23 protein-coding genes are annotated in these 22,281 nt (G+C 71.9%); 15 read left to right on the top strand and 8 right to left on the bottom strand.

Annotated features, from left to right (window positions below):
* Positions 1–9 precede the first annotated feature (9 nt).
* Positions 10–816: a DUF1684 domain-containing protein gene (locus tag EDF27_RS12465; protein ID WP_132049099.1), complete on the bottom strand. Its 807-nt coding sequence runs from the start codon at positions 814–816 to the stop codon at positions 10–12.
* A 147-nt stretch (positions 817–963) separates the two neighbouring features.
* On the opposite strand from EDF27_RS12465, the gene EDF27_RS12470 reads away from it, so the two are divergent.
* Positions 964–1,371, top strand: a complete 408-nt coding sequence (locus EDF27_RS12470; protein ID WP_132049101.1) for a Rid family hydrolase — start codon at positions 964–966, stop codon at positions 1,369–1,371.
* Here EDF27_RS12470 and EDF27_RS12475 read toward each other — a convergent pair.
* Complete coding sequence (locus EDF27_RS12475) at positions 1,320–1,586, bottom strand: hypothetical protein (RefSeq protein ID WP_132049103.1); 267 nt, start codon at positions 1,584–1,586, stop codon at positions 1,320–1,322. The genes EDF27_RS12470 and EDF27_RS12475 overlap by 52 nt on opposite strands.
* Before the next feature lie 350 nt (positions 1,587–1,936).
* On the opposite strand from EDF27_RS12475, the gene EDF27_RS12480 reads away from it, so the two are divergent.
* Positions 1,937–3,163 carry a cobalamin-independent methionine synthase II family protein gene (locus tag EDF27_RS12480; RefSeq protein ID WP_132049105.1) on the top strand — a complete coding sequence of 409 codons (1,227 nt, stop codon included), beginning with the start codon at positions 1,937–1,939 and terminating at the stop codon, positions 3,161–3,163.
* A 114-nt stretch (positions 3,164–3,277) separates the two neighbouring features.
* On the opposite strand, the gene EDF27_RS12485 is transcribed toward EDF27_RS12480, so the two are convergent.
* On the bottom strand, positions 3,278–4,237 hold the full coding sequence (locus tag EDF27_RS12485) for an SDR family NAD(P)-dependent oxidoreductase (RefSeq protein WP_123653203.1): 960 nt from the start codon (positions 4,235–4,237) through the stop codon (positions 3,278–3,280).
* A gap of 87 nt (positions 4,238–4,324) precedes the next feature.
* On the opposite strand from EDF27_RS12485, the gene EDF27_RS12490 reads away from it, so the two are divergent.
* Positions 4,325–4,609 (top strand): hypothetical protein, encoded by a 285-nt coding sequence (locus EDF27_RS12490; RefSeq protein WP_123653202.1) that lies wholly within the window; start codon positions 4,325–4,327, stop codon positions 4,607–4,609.
* A 47-nt stretch (positions 4,610–4,656) separates the two neighbouring features.
* Here the strand turns inward: EDF27_RS12490 and EDF27_RS12495 are convergent, their stop codons facing one another.
* Entirely contained in the window at positions 4,657–5,892 is a 1,236-nt protein-coding gene (locus tag EDF27_RS12495; protein WP_132049107.1) for an ROK family transcriptional regulator, read from the bottom strand.
* A 163-nt stretch (positions 5,893–6,055) separates the two neighbouring features.
* On the opposite strand from EDF27_RS12495, the gene EDF27_RS12500 reads away from it, so the two are divergent.
* From EDF27_RS12500 to EDF27_RS12525, 6 genes are all read left to right on the top strand, one after another.
* Positions 6,056–7,045, top strand: coding sequence for a sugar ABC transporter permease (locus EDF27_RS12500; protein ID WP_243698335.1), 990 nt, complete (start codon positions 6,056–6,058; stop codon positions 7,043–7,045).
* Between the two features lie 3 nt (positions 7,046–7,048).
* A complete protein-coding gene (locus EDF27_RS12505; protein ID WP_123653200.1) occupies positions 7,049–7,987 on the top strand; it encodes a carbohydrate ABC transporter permease in 939 nt (312 codons plus the stop codon).
* Positions 7,984–9,372, top strand: coding sequence for an ABC transporter substrate-binding protein (locus EDF27_RS12510; RefSeq protein WP_123653199.1), 1,389 nt, complete (start codon positions 7,984–7,986; stop codon positions 9,370–9,372). The genes EDF27_RS12505 and EDF27_RS12510 overlap by 4 nt, the downstream gene beginning before the upstream one ends.
* A 22-nt stretch (positions 9,373–9,394) precedes the next feature.
* Positions 9,395–10,381, top strand: a complete 987-nt coding sequence (locus EDF27_RS12515) for a Gfo/Idh/MocA family oxidoreductase (RefSeq protein WP_132049109.1) — start codon at positions 9,395–9,397, stop codon at positions 10,379–10,381.
* A gap of 40 nt (positions 10,382–10,421) precedes the next feature.
* Positions 10,422–11,441: a Gfo/Idh/MocA family oxidoreductase gene (locus EDF27_RS12520; RefSeq protein ID WP_132049111.1), complete on the top strand. Its 1,020-nt coding sequence runs from the start codon at positions 10,422–10,424 to the stop codon at positions 11,439–11,441.
* A 176-nt stretch (positions 11,442–11,617) separates the two neighbouring features.
* Positions 11,618–12,517 carry an SDR family oxidoreductase gene (locus EDF27_RS12525; RefSeq protein ID WP_132049113.1) on the top strand — a complete coding sequence of 300 codons (900 nt, stop codon included), beginning with the start codon at positions 11,618–11,620 and terminating at the stop codon, positions 12,515–12,517.
* A gap of 34 nt (positions 12,518–12,551) precedes the next feature.
* Here EDF27_RS12525 and EDF27_RS12530 read toward each other — a convergent pair whose 3' ends face one another.
* Together EDF27_RS12530 and EDF27_RS12535 are read right to left on the bottom strand one after the other, a co-directional pair.
* Complete coding sequence (locus EDF27_RS12530; RefSeq protein WP_123653195.1) at positions 12,552–12,773, bottom strand: hypothetical protein; 222 nt, start codon at positions 12,771–12,773, stop codon at positions 12,552–12,554.
* A complete protein-coding gene (locus tag EDF27_RS12535; protein ID WP_165931481.1) occupies positions 12,770–13,939 on the bottom strand; it encodes an MFS transporter in 1,170 nt (389 codons plus the stop codon). Before EDF27_RS12535 ends, EDF27_RS12530 begins: the two co-directional genes overlap by 4 nt.
* A gap of 23 nt (positions 13,940–13,962) precedes the next feature.
* Here EDF27_RS12535 and EDF27_RS12540 point away from each other — a divergent pair, with 23 nt between their 5' ends.
* Entirely contained in the window at positions 13,963–14,577 is a 615-nt protein-coding gene (locus tag EDF27_RS12540; protein WP_132049117.1) for a TetR/AcrR family transcriptional regulator, read from the top strand.
* On the opposite strand, the gene EDF27_RS12545 is transcribed toward EDF27_RS12540, so the two are convergent.
* Both EDF27_RS12545 and EDF27_RS12550 read right to left on the bottom strand, forming a co-directional pair.
* Positions 14,510–15,322 (bottom strand): SDR family NAD(P)-dependent oxidoreductase, encoded by an 813-nt coding sequence (locus EDF27_RS12545; protein WP_132049119.1) that lies wholly within the window; start codon positions 15,320–15,322, stop codon positions 14,510–14,512. The two genes, EDF27_RS12540 and EDF27_RS12545, sit on opposite strands and share 68 nt — an antisense overlap.
* 45 nt (positions 15,323–15,367) lie before the next feature.
* On the bottom strand, positions 15,368–16,213 hold the full coding sequence (locus tag EDF27_RS12550; RefSeq protein WP_165931482.1) for an alpha/beta hydrolase: 846 nt from the start codon (positions 16,211–16,213) through the stop codon (positions 15,368–15,370).
* Between the two features lie 115 nt (positions 16,214–16,328).
* Between EDF27_RS12550 and EDF27_RS12555 the strand changes: the two genes are divergently transcribed.
* The 5 genes from EDF27_RS12555 to EDF27_RS12575 all read left to right on the top strand — a co-directional run bounded on the left by EDF27_RS12555 (position 16,329) and on the right by EDF27_RS12575 (position 22,024).
* Positions 16,329–17,378: a zinc-binding dehydrogenase gene (locus tag EDF27_RS12555; protein WP_132049123.1), complete on the top strand. Its 1,050-nt coding sequence runs from the start codon at positions 16,329–16,331 to the stop codon at positions 17,376–17,378.
* Between the two features lie 84 nt (positions 17,379–17,462).
* A complete protein-coding gene (locus EDF27_RS12560) occupies positions 17,463–18,902 on the top strand; it encodes an ABC transporter permease (protein ID WP_132049125.1) in 1,440 nt (479 codons plus the stop codon).
* Positions 18,903–18,937: 35 nt separating this feature from the next.
* Positions 18,938–19,777 carry a phosphatase PAP2 family protein gene (locus tag EDF27_RS12565; protein ID WP_132049127.1) on the top strand — a complete coding sequence of 280 codons (840 nt, stop codon included), beginning with the start codon at positions 18,938–18,940 and terminating at the stop codon, positions 19,775–19,777.
* Positions 19,778–19,810: 33 nt separating this feature from the next.
* The gene (locus EDF27_RS12570; protein WP_123653187.1) at positions 19,811–20,677 is read left to right on the top strand and encodes a LysR substrate-binding domain-containing protein; all 867 of its coding nucleotides are present in this window, start codon (positions 19,811–19,813) and stop codon (positions 20,675–20,677) included.
* A gap of 15 nt (positions 20,678–20,692) precedes the next feature.
* The gene (locus EDF27_RS12575) at positions 20,693–22,024 is read left to right on the top strand and encodes an FAD/NAD(P)-binding protein (RefSeq protein ID WP_132049129.1); all 1,332 of its coding nucleotides are present in this window, start codon (positions 20,693–20,695) and stop codon (positions 22,022–22,024) included.
* Positions 22,025–22,281: the final 257 nt, after the last annotated feature.

Below are 22,281 nucleotides of genomic sequence, written 5' to 3' on the forward strand. Positions count from 1 at the left end.
GGGCGCTCGTCAGGCGGGGAGGCGCTCCCCCGCCTCGACCGCGACGTCGAGCCGGTTCTCCGCCGGCGGCAGCGGGCACGTCGCGTGCTCCGTGTAGGCGCACGGCAGGTTCGTGGCGCGGTTGAAGTCGATCGTCGTGCGCCCCTCGGCGTCCGGAGCCGCGATGTCCAGGCTCCGGTTCGCGGCGTACGTCGTCACGCCGCTGGTCCGGTCGGTGAACAGCACGTGCAGCCCGTCGCCGTGCCCGTTGAACGCCAGGAGCGTCCGCGGGCCGTCGAGGTCGAACGACAGCGTTCCGGGAGCGGTGTACACGTGCTGGAGTCCGTCGACGACGGACCCGACCGTGACTGCACGCGGCTCGTCGAACGGCGCGAACCGGGCGTCGACGACGAAGCGCTCGTCGGGTGCGTACGACGGCGTGCCGGTGTACTCGACCCGGGTCGGGTTCGCCGGGTGCCGCGGGCGGATGACGTCGCTGCCGCCGCGGCGCGCGACCTCGATGACGACGACCCCGTCGGGGGCGTGCCAGACGACGTTCGTGGACGAACGTTCCGGGAGCGGGCCGAAGCGGTGCGTGCCCGTGACGGTCGCGCCGTCGATCTCGAGGGACTCCCCGTCCGCGAGTTCGACGACGGGCCCGTCCGCGTCGGTCGACCACGTGCCGGGGGCGTCCTCGAACCGCTCGGGCGTCGCGGTCAGCCACCGGATGCTCGTGATCGCGAGGAAGCCGTGCTCGCTCGCCCGGGCTGCCTCGTGCTCGTCGTGCCAGGTCTGCCAGTCGGCTGCGAACGCGGTGCCGTCGGTCGTCGTGGTCATGCTCCGACGGTACGTCGTCCGGGCGGGCGGTGGTGGCGTGGTCGACTCGGAACGACACAGTCCCTGTCGTCCAACAGCGACCTCGTCGCTCCGGCTCGTCGCGGTCGTTCGTCGCGGTCGTTCGTCGCGGCACGCCAGGATGGGGCCATGGTCAGCGCAGTGCAGCTCATCCGGTCCTCGTCGCTCAGCTCGGTCGCCGAGTACGCCTACGCCGCGACGGCCCCGGCCGAGGCCCGGCTGGTGTTCCTCGCCGGGTCGTGTCCGCTCGACGCCGACGGGCGCACCGTGGCGGTCGGTGACCACGCCGGGCAGGCGGCTGCGTGCGTGGCGAACCTCCGCCAGGCGCTCGCGGACGCCGGAGCCACCCTGACCGACGTGGTCTCGACCCGGGTGCTCGTGGCGTCCTCGCGGCAGGCGGACCTCGTCGCCGCGTGGGAGGTCGTCCGCGATGCCTTCGGCGACCACGACGTCCCGAGCACCCTCCTCGGTGTGACGGTGCTCGGCTACGACGACCAGCTCGTCGAGGTCGAGGCGGTCGCCGCCGTCGTCGACTGACCGCCCGAGCCCACGACGCCGGGCAGCGCGAACGCTCGGTCGCAGGTCGCCCGCACCGCGTCCGAGTGGGTCGCGATGAGCAGCGCGCTGCCCTGTTGCGCGAACTCGCGCAGCACGCCGAGCACCACCTCGGCGTTGTCGTGGTCGAGCGCACCCGTCGGCTCGTCGGCGAGGACGACCGTCGGCGCCTGCACGAGCAGTCGGGCCAGCGCCACGCGCGGCCCGCACCCCTCGCCATCGCTGCGTGCGCATGCTTCGACACCGCAGAAGTCGAACGACGCCCGCCGTGTCGGAAGAGTGCCGCGGTACGACATCCGCGCTGTCGTACGACACGGAGGATGTCGTTGCCCGGCGTCCGCAACAGTCCGCGCGCGCAAGTGACGACACCCGCGCTGTCGTACGACAGCGACCCTGTCGATCCGAGTCAGCACCAGCAGCGGCGCGCGGACGCATCCCGTAACGCGACCCCGCGCACCGCGACCCCGCGTGGCACGCTGGACGCAGCAGCGCACCGCGAAGCCTCGCGCGCAGACACCGATCCACCCCGATCTGCAAAGGCACCCGCATGACCTTCGAGAACACCGACCACATCCAGGCCACCACGGCCGGCTCGCTCCCCCGCACGCCGGAGCTCATCGCCGCGAACGCCGCACGGCCCCTCGCTGCGGACGGCTTCACGCTGGAGACCACCGACGAGGTCCGCGAGCTCACGAGCAAGGCCGTCGACGACGTCGTCGCCCGGCAGACCCGCCTCGGCATCACGCAGCCCGGCGACGGCGAGTTCGGCAAGGCGATGTCGAACTCCGTCGACTACGGCGCCTGGTGGGGCTACTCGTTCCAGCGCGTCAGCGGCCTGAGCCTGACGGACGCGAACATCTTCTCGCAGGAGCCGGTCCGCTCCTCCCCGGGCAACGTGCAGCTGACGAGCTTCCCGGACCGCCGCGACTGGACGATCTTCCGCGAGGCGTACACCGACCCGGAGTCGGGCATCGGCACCGGCAAGAACGCCACGGCCTTCCCGACGACGACCGGCCCGATCACGTACACCGGTCACCAGGCCGCCGCCACGGACGCCGCGAACCTGAAGCACGCGGTCGAGGCCGCCGGCGCCGACAACGGCTTCATCACCGCACTCTCCCCCGGCTCGGCCGCCCGCGTCGCGAACGAGTACTACGCGACCGAGGAGGAGCACATCTGGGCATGGGCCGACGCCCTCCACGAGGAGTACAAGACCATCCTCGACGCCGGCCTCGTGCTGCAGATCGACGACCCGTCGATCGCGGAGAACTGGGACCAGATCAACCCGGAGCCGAGCATCGAGGACTACCGCGCCTTCACCCGGATCCGCGTCGAGGCGCTGAACCACGCGCTCCAGGGGCTGGACACGTCCCGCGTGCGCTTCCACCTCTGCTGGGGCTCCTGGCACGGCCCGCACACCACCGACATCGAGCTCCGCCACATCGTCGACCTGATGCTCGACATCGACGCCGGCGCGTACTCGTTCGAAGCCGCCAACGCCCGGCACGAGCACGAGTGGACCGTCTGGCAGGACGTCACCCTGCCGGACGGCAAGGTCATCGTCCCCGGTGTCGTCGGGCACGCCACGAACGTCGTCGAGCACCCTGACCTGGTCGCGCAGCGCATCGAGCGCTTCGCCTCGGTCGTCGGGCGCGAGCGCGTCATCGCGGGCACGGACTGCGGCCTCGGCGGCCGCATCCACCCGCAGATCGCCGCGGCGAAGCTGGAGACGCTCGGCGAGGGCGCCCGTCGCGCGTCCGCGAAGCTCTTCTGACGCGATCGAGCGAGCAGACGACGTCGGGTGCAGGGCGCTGACCCGACATCGTCTGCTCGCTCGACACGGACCGACGGGAGGCCCGGTGCCAGCTGGCACCGGGCCTCCCGTCCGTCACCGGCGTCGGCCGAGGGCCACGGTCGCCACCGCAGCGGCGGCACCGATCCAGAGCAGGGGGCGCGTGACCCGCCGTCGCTTCGCGACCCACCCGCCGTCCGTCGCGTTGCCCGCGTCGGCGGGCTCGTAGAGGTTCCCGTCGGTCGGCGCCTGCCGCCCGCGGAGCGCGAAGGTCTCGACCATCGGCTTCGTGATCATGTGGAACAGACCGGGGAACACGTACTGCAGCGGCACGAGCGATGCCTGGATGCGTCCGACGAACCGGTAGCGCTTCGGGTGCAGTGCCGCGGTCACGACGGCCTTCCCCGCACGCTCGACGGAGACCGTCGGCGGCAGCGGGTGCGAGTTCTTCTCGGTGTAGTTCGCGCCGTTCTGGTAGATCGGGGTGTCGATCGTCGACGGCATCAGCGTGGTGAAGTGGATGCCGGTGTGGGCGAACTCGTCGCCGAGCACGTCGACGAGGCCGAGCGCCGCGTGCTTGCTCGTGACGTAGGCCGACTGGTACGGCGCGGAGAGCAGCGACTGGATGCTGCCGACCAGCACGTACGTGCCACGCCCGCGCTGCTTCCAGTGCGGGAGCAGGTGCGTGATGGCGTTGAGGTGGCCGTAGAGGTTCGTGTCCACGACACGCTTGAACGCCTTCGTGGGGGTCTGCTCGAACAGACCGTAGACGAACAGCGCCGCGTTGCCGACGAAGACGTCGATGTGCCCGTACCGGCTCGTGACGGTCCCGATGAGGTCCTTGACCTGGTGCTCCTCGGCGACGTCGGTCGGGATCGCGAGCGCCTCGGCGCCGAGCGCCCGGCACTCGGCGGCCGCGGCCTCGAGGCTGTCGTGGCTGCGGGCGGCGAGCACCACCGTCGCGCCCTGCCGGGCGAACTCGTGGGCGGCGGCGCGTCCGATGCCGCTCGATGCCCCGGTGACGACGACGACCTGTCCACGGAAACGATGTGCCATGCGTCCCTGCTACGCCGTCGGCGCTGGGGCTCGCCCGTGCGCGGCGTCCCCCGGTCGGCGGGCCGTCCCGCGTGGGACGATGGCGGCATGACAGGTCGCGACGGCACGAGCGACGGGCTCTCGCTGGAGGAGGCCACCGCGATCGCCGAGCACGCCCGCGAAGGTCGCCTGCAACTCGACGACCCGGAGATCCGCAAGCTCGTGGGTGAGGCGAACCGGATCCTGGTGCGCACCCAGATGTGGGGCGAGACCCCGCCGACACCCCGTCGACGCTGGAAGCGGCGGATGCTCGCCGTCGGTGCGGCGGCCCTCGTCGCGGTCTGGGTGATCGGGCTGCTCGGCCCGCTGCTCCTGCGCATCGCGGCCGAGTGAGCCGACCGCGACCACGCACCGCGCCCGGGTGAGCCCAGCGCGACCACCTACCAGGGGTGCGCGATGTCGCGGGGGCGAGCCGGGCCTCCCGTCCGGACCATCCGCACCGCCCGCGGGACGGACGCCGACGACGCCGGCTCGCCGCTGAGCACGGCGCACGCGGCTCCCCGGGCGACCACGTCCTCACCGAGCGTGGTGAAGGCGACCGACGGTGCCGTCCCGGTGGGCAGACGCTCGACGAGCCGTGCACCGAGCGCGTCGAGCAGGGTCGGTCCCCCGGCGAGCGCCGCGCTCCCGCCGATGACGACCCTGGGGAGGTCGAGGAGTTCCACGACGTGGGCGAGTGCCGAGCCGAGTGCGGTGCCGGCCTCGGTGAGGAGCGGGCGCGCGCCCGGCATGGCGCAGAGCCGTTCGAAGGCCAGGCGGACGGCGGCCGGGCTCTCGTCGTCGGTGGGGTCGAGCAGTCCGGCGGTGATCGCGCGTCGGACCTGCTGGAGGGGCTGGCACGCCTCCCAGAGCTCGGTCCACCCGCCGTGTGCGTGCACGGGCATCCCGCCGAACTCGCCGGCGTTGCCGGTGCTGCCGCGGACGACCTCGCCGCCGGTGACGATGCCGGCGCCGACGCCGTGGCCGAGGTACACGGACACCAGGTCGTCGGTGCTCGATGCGGTCCACCACTCGGCGAGCGCGCTGGCGACGACGTCCTTCTCGACGAGGACGGGGAGGGCGGTACGTGCGGTGAGTTCGGCGGCGATCGGGATGCCGGCCCATGCGGTGAGCTGTGCGGGGCGGCCGAGGGTGCTGCCGCCGGGGTGGATCGGGCCGGGGACGGCGACGCCGATGCCGGCGGTGCGGGTGCGGGTGCGGTCGGTGCGGGCGCGGTCGGCGCGGGTGCGGCTGCGGTCGGTGCGGGTCAGCAGGTCGTCGACGGCGTCGGCCATCGCGTCGATGGTGGACGTCGGATCGTCGGTGTCGGCTGCGCCGAGGGACCGTTCCTCGACGAGTCCTCCGGCCAGGTCGACGAGGACGACCGTGACCTGCGCGGGGTCGAGGTGGATGCCGATGCCGAAGCGGCCGTCGGGGTCGAGCGTCAGCGCGCGGCCGTCCTCGCGGACGAGCCCGTCGGCGACCAGGCGTGCGGCGATGTTCGACACGGTCTGTGCGGTGAGGCCGGTCCGGTCGCGGAGGTCGGTGCGCGTGACGAGTCCGTTCCGGCGCACGATGTCGAGCACCACGGCGCGGTTGTGCGCCCCGATGGACGTGTGGTTCTGCCCTGCAGACATCTCAGGGCGTTGCTGCTTGACGAGTTCCGGTCATGCTCCCTAGCATCACTCTCCAAGCGAATTTGTCAATCAATTGGATTGAACAATCTCGTCAGCAGCCACACCGAGGTGGCGGCGCCCGCGGTCACAGTGAGGTGGCCGAGGGGAACCCGAAGGGACGCCCGTGACGACGACCGCTCGCCCGGACACCGCAGTGCGACCCGCGACCTCGACCAGCAGCACCGGTCGACGCGCGGGGAAGAAACACCCCTGGACCGCGGCGGAGAAACGACGACTCCGCATCGGGATCGCGTTCATCTCCCCGTGGATCTTCGGGGTGCTGGTCTTCATCGCGTACCCGCTGATCTACTCCTTCGTGATCAGCCTCACCCGCTACTCGGGCATGAACGCGGCGACGTTCGTCGGGTTCGGCAACTACGTGGCGGCGGTGATCGACCCGCTGGTGCACACCGCGGTGGAGAACACCCTGTTCTACGCGGTCATCGCCGTCCCGGTGGGGATCGTCGTCGCGATCGTGATCGCCCTGGCGATGAACCAGGACGTCAAGGAGATCAGCTGGTACCGGACGGCGCTCTACATCCCGTCGCTCATCCCGACGTTCGCGCTCGCGTTCATCTTCGTCGTGCTGGTGAACCCGCAGACGGGCATCGTGAACCAGGCGCTGAAGCTCGTCGGGGTCCCGGCGACGAACCTGCTCGGCGACCCGACGACGGCGAAGCTCGTCATCGTCGCGCTGGCGCAGATGGGTGCCGGCAACGCGGCGCTGGTGTTCCTGGCCGGCATGCGCGGCATCCCGAAGACCCTGTACGAGGCAGCCCGTGTCGACGGTGCCGGCCCGATGCGGCAGTTCTTCGCACTGACGCTGCCGCTGATCTCCCCGGCGATCCTGTTCAACCTGATCACCGGGATCAGCAACGGCCTGCAGGTGTTCACCGAGGCGTACGTGATCTCGTCCGGGACCGGTGGTCTCGGGTCACCGGACAACGGGACGTTGTTCTACATGCTCTACCTCTACAAGAACGCCTTCAGCTACGCGCAACTCGGGTTCGCGAGCGCGATGGCGGTCCTGCTGTTCATCGCCGGCATGCTCCTCTCCGGGCTCGTGTACTGGCTGTCCAAGCGGTTCGTGAACTACGACGTGAGCGGGGAGTAGGCGATGACGCTGCACGCAACGAAGGACGAGACGGTGACCTCGTCGCTGGAGACGGTCCGGCCGAAGGGCCGGGCCGGTCGGAAGGGCGAACGCTCCCGGAACGCCGACGGGTCGATCCGGTCCCCGTGGTCGTCGATCGGGGCCCGTGTGGTCCTCATCGCGATGAGCCTGCTGTTCCTCATCCCGATCTACTGGATGATCATCTCCGCGCTGAAGGGGAACGCGGAACTCGGCGCCTTCCCGCCCACCTGGTTCCCGAAGTGGCTGGACTGGTCGAACTTCGCGGACGCCGTGAACGCGATGCCGTTCTTCACGTTCTTCCGGAACACGCTGATCATCACGGTGCTCGTGACGGTGTTCTCGATGGTGTCGAACCTGGTCATCGCGTACGGGTTCTCGTGCATCCAGTGGCGTGGCCGTGACCGGTTGTTCTACGTCGTCCTGGCGACGCTGTTCATCCCGTTCCCGGTGACGCTCATCCCGATGTTCGACCTCTACGCGCGGCTCGGCTGGATCAACACGTTCCTGCCGCTCGTCGTCCCGAGCCTGTTCGGGTCCGCGTTCTACGTGTTCCTGCTCCGGCAGTTCCTGTTGCAGATCCCGAAGGACCTGCTCGACGCCGCCCGCATGGACGGCGCATCGGAGTGGCGCATCCTCTGGCGGATCGTGTTCCCGCAGGCCCGTGCCGCGCTGGTCACCGTCGGCATCTTCGCCGCGGTCGGCGCGTGGAACGACTTCCTCGGGCCGCTGATCTACCTGCAGGACCAGAGCGTGCAGACGCTGTCCATCGGTCTGCAGGTGTTCCGCCTCAACAACGCCGGGGACTTCCAGTTCAACCAGCTGATGGCGGCCTCGGTCCTCATCATCCTGCCGCTCGTGATCCTCTTCTTCTTCTTCCAGCGGACCTTCCTCAAGGGCATCCAGATCGGGAGCTTCAAGTGAGCAACGCATTCGACCGCCGCACGTTCATCCGGAGCGCCGCAGCCGCCGGCGGTGCCGGAGCCCTCGCCCTCCTCGCCGCGTCGTGCGCTGCGGGTTCCGGGGCCAAGAGCGACCCGAACACCGTCTCACTGTGGGGCGTCACGGGCACGTTCGTCCCGTACCAGACGAAGATGATCCGGGACTTCAACAAGCTGCACCCGGACATCAAGGTCGACGTGAACCAGGTTCCCTCCCAGGGCACCGGTGACGCCACGAGCGTCATCACGGCCGTCCGCGGTGGGACCGCCCCCGACCTCTGGCTGCTCGACCGGTTCAGCGCGGCCCAGTACGCCGCGATCGGGCTGATCGAACCGATCGACGGACTCATCGACGAGTTCGAGGACAAGTCCAAGGAGGAGTTCCTCGCCGACTGGCTCGGCTTCACCGTCGGGGAGCTCACCTACCAGGGCAACACGTACGGGCTGCCGTTCGACACCGACGCCCGCGGGCTCTTCGTGAACCGGAAGATGCTCCGCGACGCCGGCATCGACCAGGACGAGTTCGACTGGAAGCAGAACGGCCCGGTCACGATGGCCCGGATGGCGGAGCTGAACGACCAGCTGTCGAAGAAGGACGGCGCCGACTACACGCACATGGGCTTCATCCCCTGGTACGGCGAAGGCTGGCCGTTCACGTGGGGCCTCGGCTTCGGCGCGACGTACTTCGACCAGCAGCAGTGCGGCATGACGATGAACGACCCGAAGGTCCGGAAGATCTTCGAGTTCTACGACGACTGGGCGAAGCAGTTGAACTACAAGGCCACGGACACGTTCCAGGCCACGTACGAGCCGACCGGACATCCGCCCGCGCAGACCTCGTTCCAGAACAACCGCCTGGCGTTCATGGTGAGCGTCCCGTCGACCATCCAGACCTTCGACAACTACGTCAAGGACCTCGAGTGGGGCGTCACCTACCTGCCCACCATGGAGCAGGGCGACGACCCGTACACGTGGTCCGGCGGCTTCGCGCTGTGCCTGCCGAAGGGGTCGAAGAAGAACCGCGCCGTGTGGGAGTTCATGAAGTACTACACGAGCAAGCGCGGCCAGGAGATCTACATGCCGCCGGCGACCACGGTGCCCTCGAACATCGCGGCGCTGAAGGACCCGAAGGGCTCGGCGAAGTCGATCGAGTACTTCGTCGAGGCCATGCCCACCTCCACCTGCCGCCCGCCGCTGCCCGTCGGTGGCGCGTGGTGGGACTCCCTCGCCGACGCCCGCTCGAGCGTCCTGCTCGGCACCGCGTCGCCACAGGAGGCGGTCGAGCGTGCCCAGGCGCGTGTCGACCCGATGATGCAGACCTACTGCCCGTTCACCCTGCCCAAGGACTACGACAAGGTCCGGGTCTGACCCGGAGCCGCGAAAGGCAACCATGCCCAGCACCACCACACCGATCCGCGTCGCCGTCCTCGGCTTCTGGCACGTCCACGCCGGCGACTACGCCCGCCAGACCGTCGAGCACCCCGGCACCGAGCTCGTCGCCGTGTGGGACGACGACATCGCCCGCGGGCAGGAGGGAGCAGCGCAGTTCGGCGTCGAGTTCACCGACGACCTCGACGCCCTGCTCGCCCGCGACGACGTCGACGCGGTCACGATCACCACGTCCACCGACGTGCACCGCGACGTCATCACCCGCGCGGCCCGCGCCGGCAAGCACGTCTTCACCGAGAAGCTCCTCGCCCCGACGGTGGAGGAGTGCGAGGAGATCGTCGCCACCTGCGACGCCGCCGGGGTCAAGCTCATCGTCTCGCTCCCCCGCCTGTACCACGGGTACACGCAGGCGATCCTCGACGAGATCGCGTCGGGCCGCCTCGGCGAGGTCAACCACGCCCGCGTCCGGCTCTCCCACGACGGCGCCGTCCGGCCGTGGCTCCCGGAGCGCTTCTTCGACCCGTCGACCGCGATCGGCGGCGCACTCACCGACCTCGGCTGCCACCCCGTGTACCTGACGCAGCTCTTCCTCGGCGCCCGCCCCGACACGGTCGAGGCCGTCTACCGCTCCGTCACCGGCCGTGCCGTCGAGGACCACGCCGTCGTCACCGTCGGCTACCCCTCGCAGGCCATCGGCATCATCGAGGCCGGCTTCGTCGCGGGCACCCCGTTCACGATCGACGTGGCCGGGACCGCTGGCTGGCTCTCGTTCTCCGACCTGGAGGCCCGGCTCACCGCCGGCGGGTCGGCCTACGGCGACGAGCCGGTCACCATCCCGGTCCCCGAGGACGCGCAGGACGCCTTCGGCCAGTGGGTGGACCACATCACCGCCGGCACACGTGCCGACGACAACATCGCGCGCGCCGTCGAGCTCACGAGGCTCGTCGTCGCCGCGAACGATGCGGCTCGGACCCCCGTCGCCGCCTGACCGACCACCAGTACGCCCCCCAGCACCAACAGGAGTCACCATGTCCACCGACACCATCCGCGTCGGACTCATCGGCGGCGGCGGGATCGCCACCGTCCACATCAACGGGTACGCCCAGCACCCGGACCTGATCCGCATCACCGCGGTGGCGGACGCCTTCGAGGCCACCGCGTCCGCACGCGGCGAGGAGCTCGGCGTACCGTCCTTCACCGACTACCGGGAGATGCTCGAGCGCTCCGACATCGACGCCGTCGACATCTGCCTGCCGCACCACCTGCACCGTGACGCCATCGTCGCCGCGGCGCAGGCCGGCAAGCACGTCCTCTGCGAGAAGCCCCTCTGCCTCACCCCGGAGGAAGCACGCGACGTGCAGGCCGCGATCGCCGAGGCGGGCGTCACCCTGATGTGCGCCCACAACCAGCTGTTCATGCCCGCCGTCGCCCGCGCCAAGGAACTCATCGACAGCGGCGCGCTCGGCACCGTGTACGAGGTCCGCACCACGGACAGCTTCCGCAACCACTTCGACCCGTCGAACATGGGCTGGCGTGCACACGCGTCGACGAGCGGCGGCGGGGAGCTCATCGACACCGGCTACCACCCCAGCTACCTGATGATGCACCTCGCCGGCGGCGTCCCGGTGCAGGCCACCGCGATGCTCTCCACGCACCGTCTGACGTTCATGGAGGGCGAGGACTCCGCGCAGGCGCTGTTCCGCTTCGACAACGGCGCCGTCGGCCAGCTCGTCACGAGCTGGGCGTACGAACCGGCCGCCGGGACGGAACGGTTCAGCGTCGTCGGCGAGCTCGGGTCACTGACGAGCGACGGCACCACCCTGCGGTGGGACCTGCTCGACGGCACCAGCGAGACCGTCACGTTCGAGGAGGTCGACACCTTCGCGGCGGAGATCGGCGCGTTCGGGGCGTGCCTCCGGGACGGCACCCGACCGATCCACACCGAGCGTGAGGGCATCGCCGTGCTCGGCATGATCCTCGCCGCGTACGAGGGCGCCCGCGCGGGCAGCATCGCCTCGGTGCTGCAGGTCGACCCCGTCTCCGCCTGACCCCGGTTCCGGACGACCCCGGTTCTGGCTGATCAGGTCCACGAAAGCGACAGTGCTCGTCGGTCCAGCGCCGAGCACTGTCGCTTTTGCGTACTCCCCCGCGGCGCCGACCTCGCTGGACGTGTTCCGAGGGCCACCCGGGTTCGCTGGGCGTCGAACGAATTGGAGGCCAACTGATGCCCACCGACCAGTACGAGTTCGGCGACCCCCGCTCGCGCTACCCCGATGTCAGCCCGCAGCCGCAGACGCAGGCCGAGCCGGGCCTCCAGTCCAGGATGACGCCGGTTCCGGACCTCGGCGAGTCGAGCTACCGCGGGACCGGCCGGCTCGCCGGCCGGAAGGCCCTGATCACCGGGGCGGACTCCGGGATCGGCGGCGCCGTCGCCATCGCGTTCGCCCGTGAGGGCGCCGACGTGGCGCTCGCCTACCTGCCGGACGAGCAGGAGGACGCCGACCACGTCATCGAACAGATCCGCGCGGCCGGACGCACGGCGGTCGCGATCCCCGGCGACCTGCGGGACCGCTCCTACGCGGGACGGCTCGTCGAGGAGGCCGTGGCCGGGCTCGGCGGGATCGACGCCCTGGTCAGCGTCGCCGGCAAGCAGCGCTGGCAACCGGACGTGGTCGACGTCACCGACGAGCAGTTCGAGGAGACGTTCGACGTCAACGTGTTCGCCCTGTTCCGACTCGTGAAGGCGGCACTGCCCCACCTGCACCCGGGGGCGACGATCACCACGACCGCGTCGATGGAGGCGTACAAGCCCGCCCCCGACCGCCTCGACTACGCGGCGACGAAGGGCGCGATCAACAACCTCTCGAAGGGGCTCTCACAGCTGCTCGTCGAGCGCGGCATCCGCGTGAACGTCGTCGCCCCGGGACCGACCTGGTCGGTGCTGCAGGTCACCGGCGGCGTCGACCCGGAGTCGCTGCCCGAGTTCGGCAGCAGCGAGTCGCCGATGGGCCGCGCCGGGCAGCCGGCGGAGCTCGCACCGGCGTACGTCTTCCTGGCGTCGCAGGAGTCGAGCTACGTCGCCGGTGAGACGCTGAACGTGAACGGCGGCATGGTCACACCCTGACCGCGAACCACGTCCGAGCGCGGCCGGTCCTGGTTCAGGGCCGGTCGCGTTCCGTGTGCCGGGTGTACAGCAGGAACGCGATGTGCCCGAGGAGCGCGATCCCGAAGAAGACGAGCGCGACCGCCCACACGCGGGCCAGCGTGCGGTCGCCGACGACGAGCAGCACGATGCAGGTGATCACGGCGGCGGACAGCACGCCGACCTGGATCGTCGACCACGTGGTCCGCCACTTCGGCTGCTGGGGTTGTCCGTTCACGGGAGACCATCCTGCCGTACCGCTCGTCGCGTCGGGTGTGCCCGGCGCGTGGCGAGGGTCGGGACCACCACTCCCGCCGCGGTGACCGCCGCGGCGAGGACGAACATCACCCCGTAGCCCGCGGTGTCCACGACGACGCCGGCAGCGGCGGCGCCCAGTGCCTGCCCGAGCACGAGGGTGACGAACAGCATCGAGGTGCCCGACGGCGCGTGCTCCGGATCGAGTTCGCTCGTCCAGGCGATCAACGCCCCGGTGGCGGCCGTGTAGCCCCAGCCGAACAGCACGCACGCCACGAGCGCGACGGGGACCACCGCGGGTGCGACGCCGAGCGCGAGGGTGCCGACCACCACACCGAGCGCGGTGACGGCCCACGCTCGCGACGGCGACCGCCGACCGATCCACCGCTCCGTCACGATCACGGCGGCGCCGCCGAGACCCAGCGCGATCCATGCCAGCACCGAGGTGGTGCGGTCGGCACCGCTCGCGATCAGCACCGCGCGGCCGGAGTTCCAGACGGCGGCGGACCCGGCGCCGAGCAGGAGCGCCCCGAGGAGGAGTCCGCGGTGCCGCGACCACCAGTCGCCGGACGGCAGGGACGGCCGCTCGCTCGGCGCGCCCGGCGCTGCGCGGTCCGACCACAGCACCGCCGCGCCGGCCAGGAACGCGCACACGGCGCTGATCACCCACGCGGTCCGCCACTCCGGCAGCAGCACGAGCGCGAGGACGCCCGCCACGACGAGCCCCGGCCCGGTCCCCGCGTTGACGATCGACTGCGTCCGGGCGACCGCATCGGCGCGGGTGTTGCGGACGACGAGGCGGACGAGTGCCGGCGAGGCGAGCCCGGCACCCGCGGACGCGAGCACCGCGGCTGCCCCGAACACGGCGCTGTTCCCGCTCGCGGCGACCCCGGCCGACCCGATGCCCGCCGTGGCCGCCGCGAGCACCACGAGCGATCGCGGGTGCCGGGACGCCAGGAGGAACCCCGCGACCGCACCGACGCAGTACATGACCGAGGCGCCGGCGGAGATCCACCCGGCCCCGGTCGAGCCGAGGGCCAGATCCGCCTGCACGTCCGGCAGCACCAGGCCGTACGCGAGGCGGACGAGTCCGTACGTCACGGCGATGAGCGCGGTGGCGGCCGGCACGAACAAAAACGATCGTTTCACTTTTCGGAGTCTAGGGTGCTGGCATGGCCATGCGTTCAGGGACGGAGCAGAAGCTGCTCGACGCCGCGGAGGAGCTCTTCTTCGCCCACGGCATCGCGGCGACCTCCGTGGACGCCGTCCTCGAGCGCGCCGGGGTCTCCTCGGCGACGCTGTACCGGGGGTACGCGAGCAAGGAGTCCCTGGTGGCCGCGACACTGGCGCGCCGGCACCGGGACTGGGAGGACACCTGGGCCGCCGTGGTCGCGCACCGGACCGACCCGCTCGAGCGGCTGCTGGCCGTCTTCGACGCGCTCGACGCCTTCCGCACGCGGTCCGACGCCTCGCGGTGGTGCGCGTTCCTCGGCACGGCCTCGGAGTACGCCGACGCTCCCGCCGAGATCCGCGCGGTGCTCGACACCGAGACGTCGGGGCTCCGGACCCGCCTGACCACGCTCGCCTCGCCGCTGGTCGGTGACCGGGCCGCCGCGGTCGGCGAGCAGCTGACGCTCGTCGTCTCGGGCACGCTGGCGATGCGCCTGCGCGACCCCGGCTACGACACGGCGGTCGCCCGCGCGGTCGCCGCGGCGCTCATCACCGGTGGCGGACACCCTCCCCGGCGAGCACGGCACGGTAGCCCTCGCGGTACGTCGGGTACGTGAACGTGAACCCGGTCGACCGCAGCACCGCGTTCGACAGGGGCACACCGCCACCCACGCCCGCTGCTGGTGCGACGTCGAGCGACACCCCGAGCGAGGCGGCCAGGAACCGGTACACCTCGTCGAGCCGGACGGGCTGGTCGTCCGTGCCGATCACGAGCGGCGGCAGGTCGTCCAGCGACGCGAGGTGCACGAGCGCGGCAGCAGCGTCGTCGCGGTGGATCCGGCTGGTCATCCGGGAGCCGTCCGACGCCGAGCCGTCCGGTGTCGGCGCGAGCACCGCGGTCCCGGTCCGCACCTGGTCGACGAGTCGGGTGCGACCAGGTCCGTAGATCCCGGACAGGCGCACGACGGTGCCACCCGGCACTCGCGAGCGCAGCAACGCTTCGGCCTCGAGCAGCACGTCCCCGGTCCCACTGCCGCCGGTCGCCGAGGTGGACGAGACGAGGAGCACCCGCGGCGACGCTCCGGCCGCATCGACCCCGTCGAGCACGTTCCGGAGCCCGTCGACGTAGGTCGCGCGGTACTCCTCGACGTCGCGCGACCCCGCGGCGAGCGCCACGACGAGCACCGAGGTGTCCGCGTCGATCGGCGGGACGGAACCCCGGAGATCCGCAGTACGGCCCTCGATCGGCGCCGGGACCAGCTCGGCGCGACGCCGCAGCCCCACCACCCGGTGCCCCGCCGCCGCGAACCGCAGCCCCGTCTCGATGCCGAGGTCGCCGCAGCCCGCGATCGTCACAGTCACGCCCACGACCCTACGGCCCGCGCCGCGGCGTGGGTCGTCGTCGCGTCAGCGCGGCAGCGTGTCCCGCACCAGGCCCGCGACGAGGTCGGGCTGCTCGAGCCCCGGTAGGTGCGCCACGCCGGGGAGCACCCGCGCCGGCCCTTGGTCGAGCCGCCGCGCGATCTCCGCGTAGAACGGCAGGTCCGCGGGGATGTCGAGGTCGCCCCACGTGCACGTCACGGGGGCGGACACCTCGCCGAGCCGCGTCCAGGCCTCGATGCCGTTGTCCCCCGCGGAGTCCGGCGCGCCCACCTCGAGGATCCGCCGGTTCATGTCCGCGAACAACTCCCTGGGCGCGCCGCCGACGCGTCCCTCGGGTGCCACGGGCCCGTCGAGCCACAGGTGCGCGAGGGCGGCGATCCGCGTCTCGACGTCCGCGGAGGCGTCCTCGGCACGGTCGAGCAGGGGCTCCGTCGCGGGGTCGAGCTCCCAGTCGAACGGTGTGTCGTCGTCGGTCATGCCGGACACCCCGGCGCCGATGAGCAGCAGCCCGGTGACCCGCTCGGGCAGGAGCAGCGCCGCGTCGAGCGCGAGCGCCCCGCCCATCGAGTTCCCGACCAGGAACACCCGGTCGAGCCCGAGTGCGTCGAGGACCGTGAGCAGGTCCGCCGCGTGCGTGAACGAGGCCGGGTCAGCAGCGGCGGATGTCTCGCCGTACCCACGGCGGTCGTAGGCGACCAGGTCGAGGTCGTCGTCGTCGTCGTCGTTGAGGAGCGCGGCGACCGCGTCCCACGACCTGCGGTCGGCGACCCCGGCGTGCAGGAACACGACGGCCTGGCCGCCGCCGTGGCGGCGGGTCACCGCGATCGCGGTGCCGTCGGGGGTGGTGACGGTCTGCTGCGTTGCATCCATGGCCCTGAACCTAGCCATCAACCGGACGGGAGGCACGGGTCGGGCCCGCCCCGTGCCTCCCGTCCGCCGTCGCCGTCCGCGGACTACACGACGCCTGTCGGATTACTGTGGCGGTATGACCGCCACGTACGCCCACGTCGTCGAACCCGACACCCTGACCGTCGACCACGAAGAGGTCGCTGCTCCCCCAGCCGGCCGGGTCGTCGTCCGGGTGCGCTACGTCGGCGTCTGCGGGACGGACGTGCACGGTTTCCAGGCGCCGGAGTTCCTGCCGCCCGCGGTCTTCGGGCACGAGTGGACCGGCACGGTCACCGCCGTCGGTGAGGGCGTCTCGACCATCCAGGTCGGGCAGCGCGTCGTCGCGAGCGTCGGTCCCGCGTGCGGGCGCTGCGCGTACTGCCGCGCCGGCCAGACGGACCAGTGCGAGCTCGTGTACCAGGAGGCGAACGGCATCGACCCGGACGCTCCGGCACACGGGGCGTTCGCGACCGAGGTCGTCGTCTCGGAGCGCCGCGTGCAGCCGCTGCTCGACGGGCTCACGGACGAGCAGGCCGGCCTCGTCGAGCCGACCACCGTCACGTTCCACGCCGTCCGCCGCGCGGGACAGCGACTCGGTGCCGTCGTGGTCGTGCAGGGCGCCGGTCCGATCGGTCTGCTCACCGCCCAGCACGCGCGGCACGCCGGGGCCCGCACCGTGATCGTCGTCGAGCCGAACGCAGCGCGCCGCGCCACCGCGACGGCGCTCGGCTTCGATGCGGTCTTCGCGCCCGGCGACGACTTCCGCGCGCACCTGCAGCGCGTCAGCGACGGGCTCGGGGCCGACGTCCTCTACGAGTGCACCGGAGCGCCGACGCTGTTCCAGGCGTCCGCGGAGCTGGTTCGTCGGGGCGGCACGCTCGCGCTGCTCGGGTACCCGATGACGACCTCCGAGGTCAGCTACGGCGACTGGCAGAGCCGGCAGCTGACCGTGATCGGCTCGCTCGCCTACACCCACGAGGACTTCGTCGGGGCGATGGCGGCGATCGCGTCGGGCGCGGTCGACGTCGACGTGCTGCACACCGCCACCGTCGGACTGGACGGGCTCGAGGCCGTGCTCCGGGACCTCGGGAGCGGGACGAGCAAGGAGACCAAGGTGCTGGTCGACCCGACGCTCGGTCGCTCTTAGGCGGTCCTCCGGCGGCTGCCGGGTCGCTGCACGTCCCCGTTCGTAGCGTCGGGCATCCGCCGACCCACCGAACCGGGAGTCCAGATGTTCCTCGCGTACCTCCGACGAGAACTCGTCAACAGGAAGAAGCAGAGCGTCGTCATCGCACTGGGCATGGCCCTCGCGATCGCGCTCGTCATCGTCGTCAGCGGGTTCTCCGCCGGCGTTGCGAAGGCCCAGTCCACCGCGCTCGAGTCCGTGTACGGCGTCGGGACCGACATCACCGTCACGCAGGCGGCGACGGCCGGTTCCGGCGGGCCGCAGCAGTTCGACTTCGGGTCCGGCGACGGGACGACCGACGACTCCAGCGGGGACACGAGCGTGGCGAAGAGCACGCTCTCCGCGGCGATGGGCACCGCGACGTACAGCGCGAGTGCGCTGACGAAGGTCGAGGCGATCGACGGGGTCAGCGCGGCGACCGCGACGCTGTCGCTGCAGAACAGCGCGTTCTCCGGGTCGATCGGGAAGGCGCCGACGTCCGGCTCGACGGCCGCACCGTCGTCTGGGTCGACCGCGGCTCCGTCGGCGTCCGGGACCGGGGACAGCTCCTTCAGCGTCGACTCCTTCACGGTGACGGGCATCTCCACCGCCGCGACGACGGTCGGTCCGATGTCCTCGACGGAGCTCTCCGGTGGCCGGTACCTGAAGTCGAGCGACGACGGCGAGGACGTGGTCGTGCTCGACAGCACCTACGCCACCGGTGCCGACCTCGACGTGGGTGACACGCTCGACATCGGCGGCACCACGTTCAGCGTCGTCGGCATCGTGGCATCGACGTCGTCGGACTCCGCCACCGCGACCGACACGTACATCCCGCTCGACACCGCCCAGGCGCTCTCCGGTCTGACGGGGAAGATCAGCGACATCTCCGTCGCCGCGACCTCCGCGTCCGATGTCAGCACCGTCAAGGCCGCCATCGAGAAGGCCCTGCCGAAGGCGACGGTCTCCACGCAGGCCGACCTCGCGTCGAGCATCTCCGGGTCGCTGGCGACGGTGTCGAACCTGCTGTCGAACCTCGGGACCTGGTTGTCCCTGCTCGTCCTCGCGGCGGCGTTCGCGATCGCGATCCTGTTCACCGTGTCAGGTGTCACCCGGCGCACGCGGGAGTTCGGCACGCTGAAGGCGATCGGCTGGTCGAACGGCCGGATCGTCCGGCAGGTCGCCGGCGAGTCGATGGTGACCGGACTCATCGGCGGCGCGATCGGTGCGGCGGCGGGGATCATCGGGATCATCGTCGTCAACGTCATCGCCCCGACGCTCTCCACCGCCTCCACGACGGCGGGCGGCGGTGCCGGTGCCGGTGGTCCGGGGGCAGCCGCGTCGTCGACCGTGGCGAGCGACATCGTCCTGCAGATCCCGATCACGGCGGGGATCGTCCTCGTCGCCGTCGGACTCTCCGTCCTCGGCGGATCACTCGCCGGCGCCTTCGGTGGGTGGCGCGCATCCCGACTGCGTCCGGCGGCCGCGCTGCGCAGCGTCGCGTGAGCACGCGCGACCTCGGGTCGGGCCATGGTGGTGGGATGACCGACGCCGCGTCCACCAGCCCGACCCCCCACGACCGGCGGATCGGCCGCCGCGACCTCACCGAGTGGCGCAGCCGCGCCGGCAGGCGGCTGGCGTCGCGACACCAGCGGGTCGCCGACCGGATCGGCGCCCGCCGTGCCCTCGTCGCGACCCTCGCCGTCGGCGGCAGCATCGCCGTCGCGGCGACGGCCGGTGCGGCGTACATCTACGACGGGGTCACCGGCAAGGACGGCATCGCGAGCCTCGACCGTCCGGTGCTCGAGCGGGCCAAGCGGCTCCGTTCCCCGGTCGTCGACGGTGCCGCCGCGGGCATCGCGCACGTCTTCGGCCCCGTCGCGATGCCGGCGTTGACCATCGGGTCGGCGGTCGCGTTCGCGGTCCGGGAGCGCCGCGCGAGCCCCGTGGTGCTCCTCGTCGCCGCGGGAGCCGGTTCGCTCGCCATGACCCTCGTCGGCAAGGACCTCATCAAGCGGAACCGGCCGCACCGCCGCGACGCCATCCCGCCGTTCGAGAAGTCCCCGTCGTTCCCGTCCGGGCACACCCTGAACGCGACGACGATCCTCGGCGTCCTGGCCTACCTGTTCGCGCTCCGGCAACGGGACGACGGCCCGCAGGCGGCGGTGATCGGGGCAGCGGCTGGCACGGCCGTCACGGTCGGTCTGTCCCGGGTGCTGCTCGGCGCGCACTGGTTCACCGACGTCGCGGTGGGCTGGGTCACCGGCGCGGGCTGGCTGTCCCTGATCATCACGAGCCACCGCCTGTACCTCAGCGCGCAGGACGACGAGCACCCGAGGGAGGACCGGGAGCCCATCGGATCCCCCGCGCAGGCCGGGTAGGGTCATCACGATCCACGATGAGAGGACGGCCCGGTGTTCGAGACGACACTGCTGCAGACGTTCCTGGCGATCGAGCGCACCGGCGGGTTCACCGCCGCCGCGAAGGACCTCGGGATCCGCCAGTCCACCGTGAGCGGGCACGTCGCCCGGTTGGAGCAGCAGACCGGTCGGCAGCTGTTCCGCCGCGGCACGCAGACGGTCGAGCTCACCCCGGACGGCGTCGCGATGGTCCGCTTCGCCCGCGAGATCCTGGCCGCCCAGGGTCAGGCGGCCGCCTACTTCACCGACACCGGGCTCGCCGGCCACATCCGGTTCGGCGCGTCCGAGGACATCGTCGCCACCGGGCTGCCGGACATCCTGCTCGACTTCCGGACGGCGTTCCCGGCGGTCGACCTCGAGCTCCGCGTCGGGCTGACCGGTGAGCTCCGCGACGAGGTGCGGAACAACCGGCTCGACCTCGCGCTCGTGAAGCGCCGCCCGACCGAGGACGTCGGGGACCTGGTGTTCCGCGACGACCTGGTCTGGGCCGGGCGTCCGGACGACCGGGTCGTCCCCGGAGAACCGGTCCGCCTGGTGACCTACCCGGGGCCGAGCGTCACGCGGGAGGCCGCGATCGGCGCGCTCGAGCGCGCCGGGCTGCACTACCGGATCACGTGCGTCTCGGCGAGCCAGCAGGGCATCCGCGCCGCGGTCGCAGCGGGCCTCGGCGTCACGGTGCACGCCGGCGCCATCCTGCCGCCGGGACTCGTCCCCCTCGTCGGGCTCCCCGACCCCGGCCCCACCGAGTTCACCCTGGTGTCGCGGACCGGCCCGCCGAGTGTCGCGATGACCGAGCTGGTCCAGGCGATCCGGGTCGGCGCGGACCGCATCGTCGCCGCGCGGCCACGGGTGAGCCACTAGCGTCGGAGGAGACGCGTGCCGGAGGGCACGCGGGAGGCGGAGGAACACGTGACCGGGACGTCGATCGTCATCGTCGGTGGTGGAGCGAGCGCGGTGTACGTCGCGGTCGCGCTCGAGGAACGGTCACTCGCCCGCGGTGCCGAGTCCCCCACGATCACCGTGGTCGCCGCGGAGCCGACGATCGGACGGGGCGTGGCGTACGGCCGCGCCGACGAGCACCACCGGCTGAACAGCCCGGCGGGCAAGATGAGCGTCAGCGCCGAGGACGACACCCACTTCCTGCGCTGGGCCGCCGAGCACGGTCGCGAACTCGCCCCCGGGGACTTCGTCGAACGCCGGTTCTTCGGCGACTACCTCGAGGACGTCTGGGCGCGACTCGTCGCCCGGTCCGACGGCCGCGTGCGCGCCGTCCAGGGCGACGCCGTCGACCTCCGCGTGGACGACGCCGGGGCGTCGGTCACCCTCGCCGACGGCACCACCATCGATGCCGACGTCGCCGTCCTCGCCATCGGCAACCCGCCGCCCGCCACCTGGCAGACCGGAGCTGCGGTGCAGATCGACGACCCGTGGGCGCCGGGGGCGATCGCCGGGATCACGGCAGGAGCCTCCGTCCTGTTGATCGGGACCGGACTCACCATGGTCGACGTCGCCACGTCGCTCGCCCGTCGCGACGACGGCATCCGCCTCATCGCGACCAGCCGGCACCTGCTCGTGCCGGCCGTGCACCTCGACTCCCCCGCCGCACCCGGACCGGGACTCTCCCCGGACGCGCGCTCCCTCGGTTCGCTCGCATCGGACCTGCGGGCACAGCTCGTCGCGGCCGACGCCGACGGCGCGCCCTGGCAGCCGGTCATCGACGGGATCCGCCCTCGGCTGATGGACCACTGGCTCGGACTCAGCGAGCCGGAGCGGCGACGGTTCCTGTCGCACTTCGCACGACGGTGGGACGTGCACCGGCACCGGATGGCACCGTCCGTACACGCCGAACTCACCGCGCTCGTCGATGCCGGCACCCTGCGGTACGAGCGCGACGCGGACCCGGCGGCGTACGACGTCGTGGTGTTCTGCACGGGGCCGGCCGCGGTCACCACGCCGGGGTGGAGCTCGGTGGTGGACGCGCTCCTGGCGGCGGGGCGGATCGTGCCGGAGCCCGTCGGGCTCGGGCCGGACGCCGATGCGAGCGGGGCCCTCCGCGACGTGCACGGTGTGGCCGACGGGCGGCTGCTCGGGATCGGGCACGCGCTCCGTGGGGCACTGTGGGAGACCACGGCGATCGGGGAGGTCCGGATCCTCGCGCAACGGGTTGCGGACCGGGCGTTGGACGTGGAGCGGGCGACGGTGGCCTGAACCGCCGACGCTGCGGCCGGGGCCGGGCGGGGCCGGGCGGGGCCGTGGGGCGGGGCCCGGGGCCGTGACCGTCGGGCGGGGCCGCGGCGGGGGCCGGGCTGCGCGGCTCGGCGCGCTTGTTCCTGACCTCCTGGCGATCATGACAGTGACTGACCGGTTCTCCAGGAGCCGTCGAGGCTTGTCACCGCGCCCCGACTTCCGGGATGCTCTTCGGTGCGGGGCACCGAGGACGGTGCCGGATCAGGAATCGGAGAGCC

It is taken from the genome of Curtobacterium sp. PhB136 (genome assembly GCF_004346855.1).
Lineage (GTDB): Bacteria > Actinomycetota > Actinomycetes > Actinomycetales > Microbacteriaceae > Curtobacterium.

Excerpts from the sequence above, each read along its gene's own strand:
- EDF27_RS12495 (WP_132049107.1), bottom strand. The coding sequence starts at position 5,892 with ATGTCTGCAGGGCAGAACCACACGTCCATCGGGGCGCACAACCGCGCC.
- EDF27_RS12565 (WP_132049127.1), top strand. The coding sequence starts at position 18,938 with ATGACCGACGCCGCGTCCACCAGCCCGACCCCCCACGACCGGCGGATC.
- EDF27_RS12485 (WP_123653203.1), bottom strand. The coding sequence starts at position 4,237 with ATGGCACATCGTTTCCGTGGACAGGTCGTCGTCGTCACCGGGGCATCG.
- EDF27_RS12540 (WP_132049117.1), top strand. The coding sequence starts at position 13,963 with ATGGCCATGCGTTCAGGGACGGAGCAGAAGCTGCTCGACGCCGCGGAG.
- EDF27_RS12480 (WP_132049105.1), top strand. The coding sequence starts at position 1,937 with ATGACCTTCGAGAACACCGACCACATCCAGGCCACCACGGCCGGCTCG.
- EDF27_RS12555 (WP_132049123.1), top strand. The coding sequence starts at position 16,329 with ATGACCGCCACGTACGCCCACGTCGTCGAACCCGACACCCTGACCGTC.
- EDF27_RS12465 (WP_132049099.1), bottom strand. The coding sequence starts at position 816 with ATGACCACGACGACCGACGGCACCGCGTTCGCAGCCGACTGGCAGACC.
- EDF27_RS12490 (WP_123653202.1), top strand. The coding sequence starts at position 4,325 with ATGACAGGTCGCGACGGCACGAGCGACGGGCTCTCGCTGGAGGAGGCC.
- EDF27_RS12550 (WP_165931482.1), bottom strand. The coding sequence starts at position 16,213 with ATGGATGCAACGCAGCAGACCGTCACCACCCCCGACGGCACCGCGATC.
- EDF27_RS12525 (WP_132049113.1), top strand. The coding sequence starts at position 11,618 with ATGCCCACCGACCAGTACGAGTTCGGCGACCCCCGCTCGCGCTACCCC.
- EDF27_RS12560 (WP_132049125.1), top strand. The coding sequence starts at position 17,463 with ATGTTCCTCGCGTACCTCCGACGAGAACTCGTCAACAGGAAGAAGCAG.
- EDF27_RS12470 (WP_132049101.1), top strand. The coding sequence starts at position 964 with ATGGTCAGCGCAGTGCAGCTCATCCGGTCCTCGTCGCTCAGCTCGGTC.
- EDF27_RS12515 (WP_132049109.1), top strand. The coding sequence starts at position 9,395 with ATGCCCAGCACCACCACACCGATCCGCGTCGCCGTCCTCGGCTTCTGG.
- EDF27_RS12505 (WP_123653200.1), top strand. The coding sequence starts at position 7,049 with ATGACGCTGCACGCAACGAAGGACGAGACGGTGACCTCGTCGCTGGAG.
- EDF27_RS12520 (WP_132049111.1), top strand. The coding sequence starts at position 10,422 with ATGTCCACCGACACCATCCGCGTCGGACTCATCGGCGGCGGCGGGATC.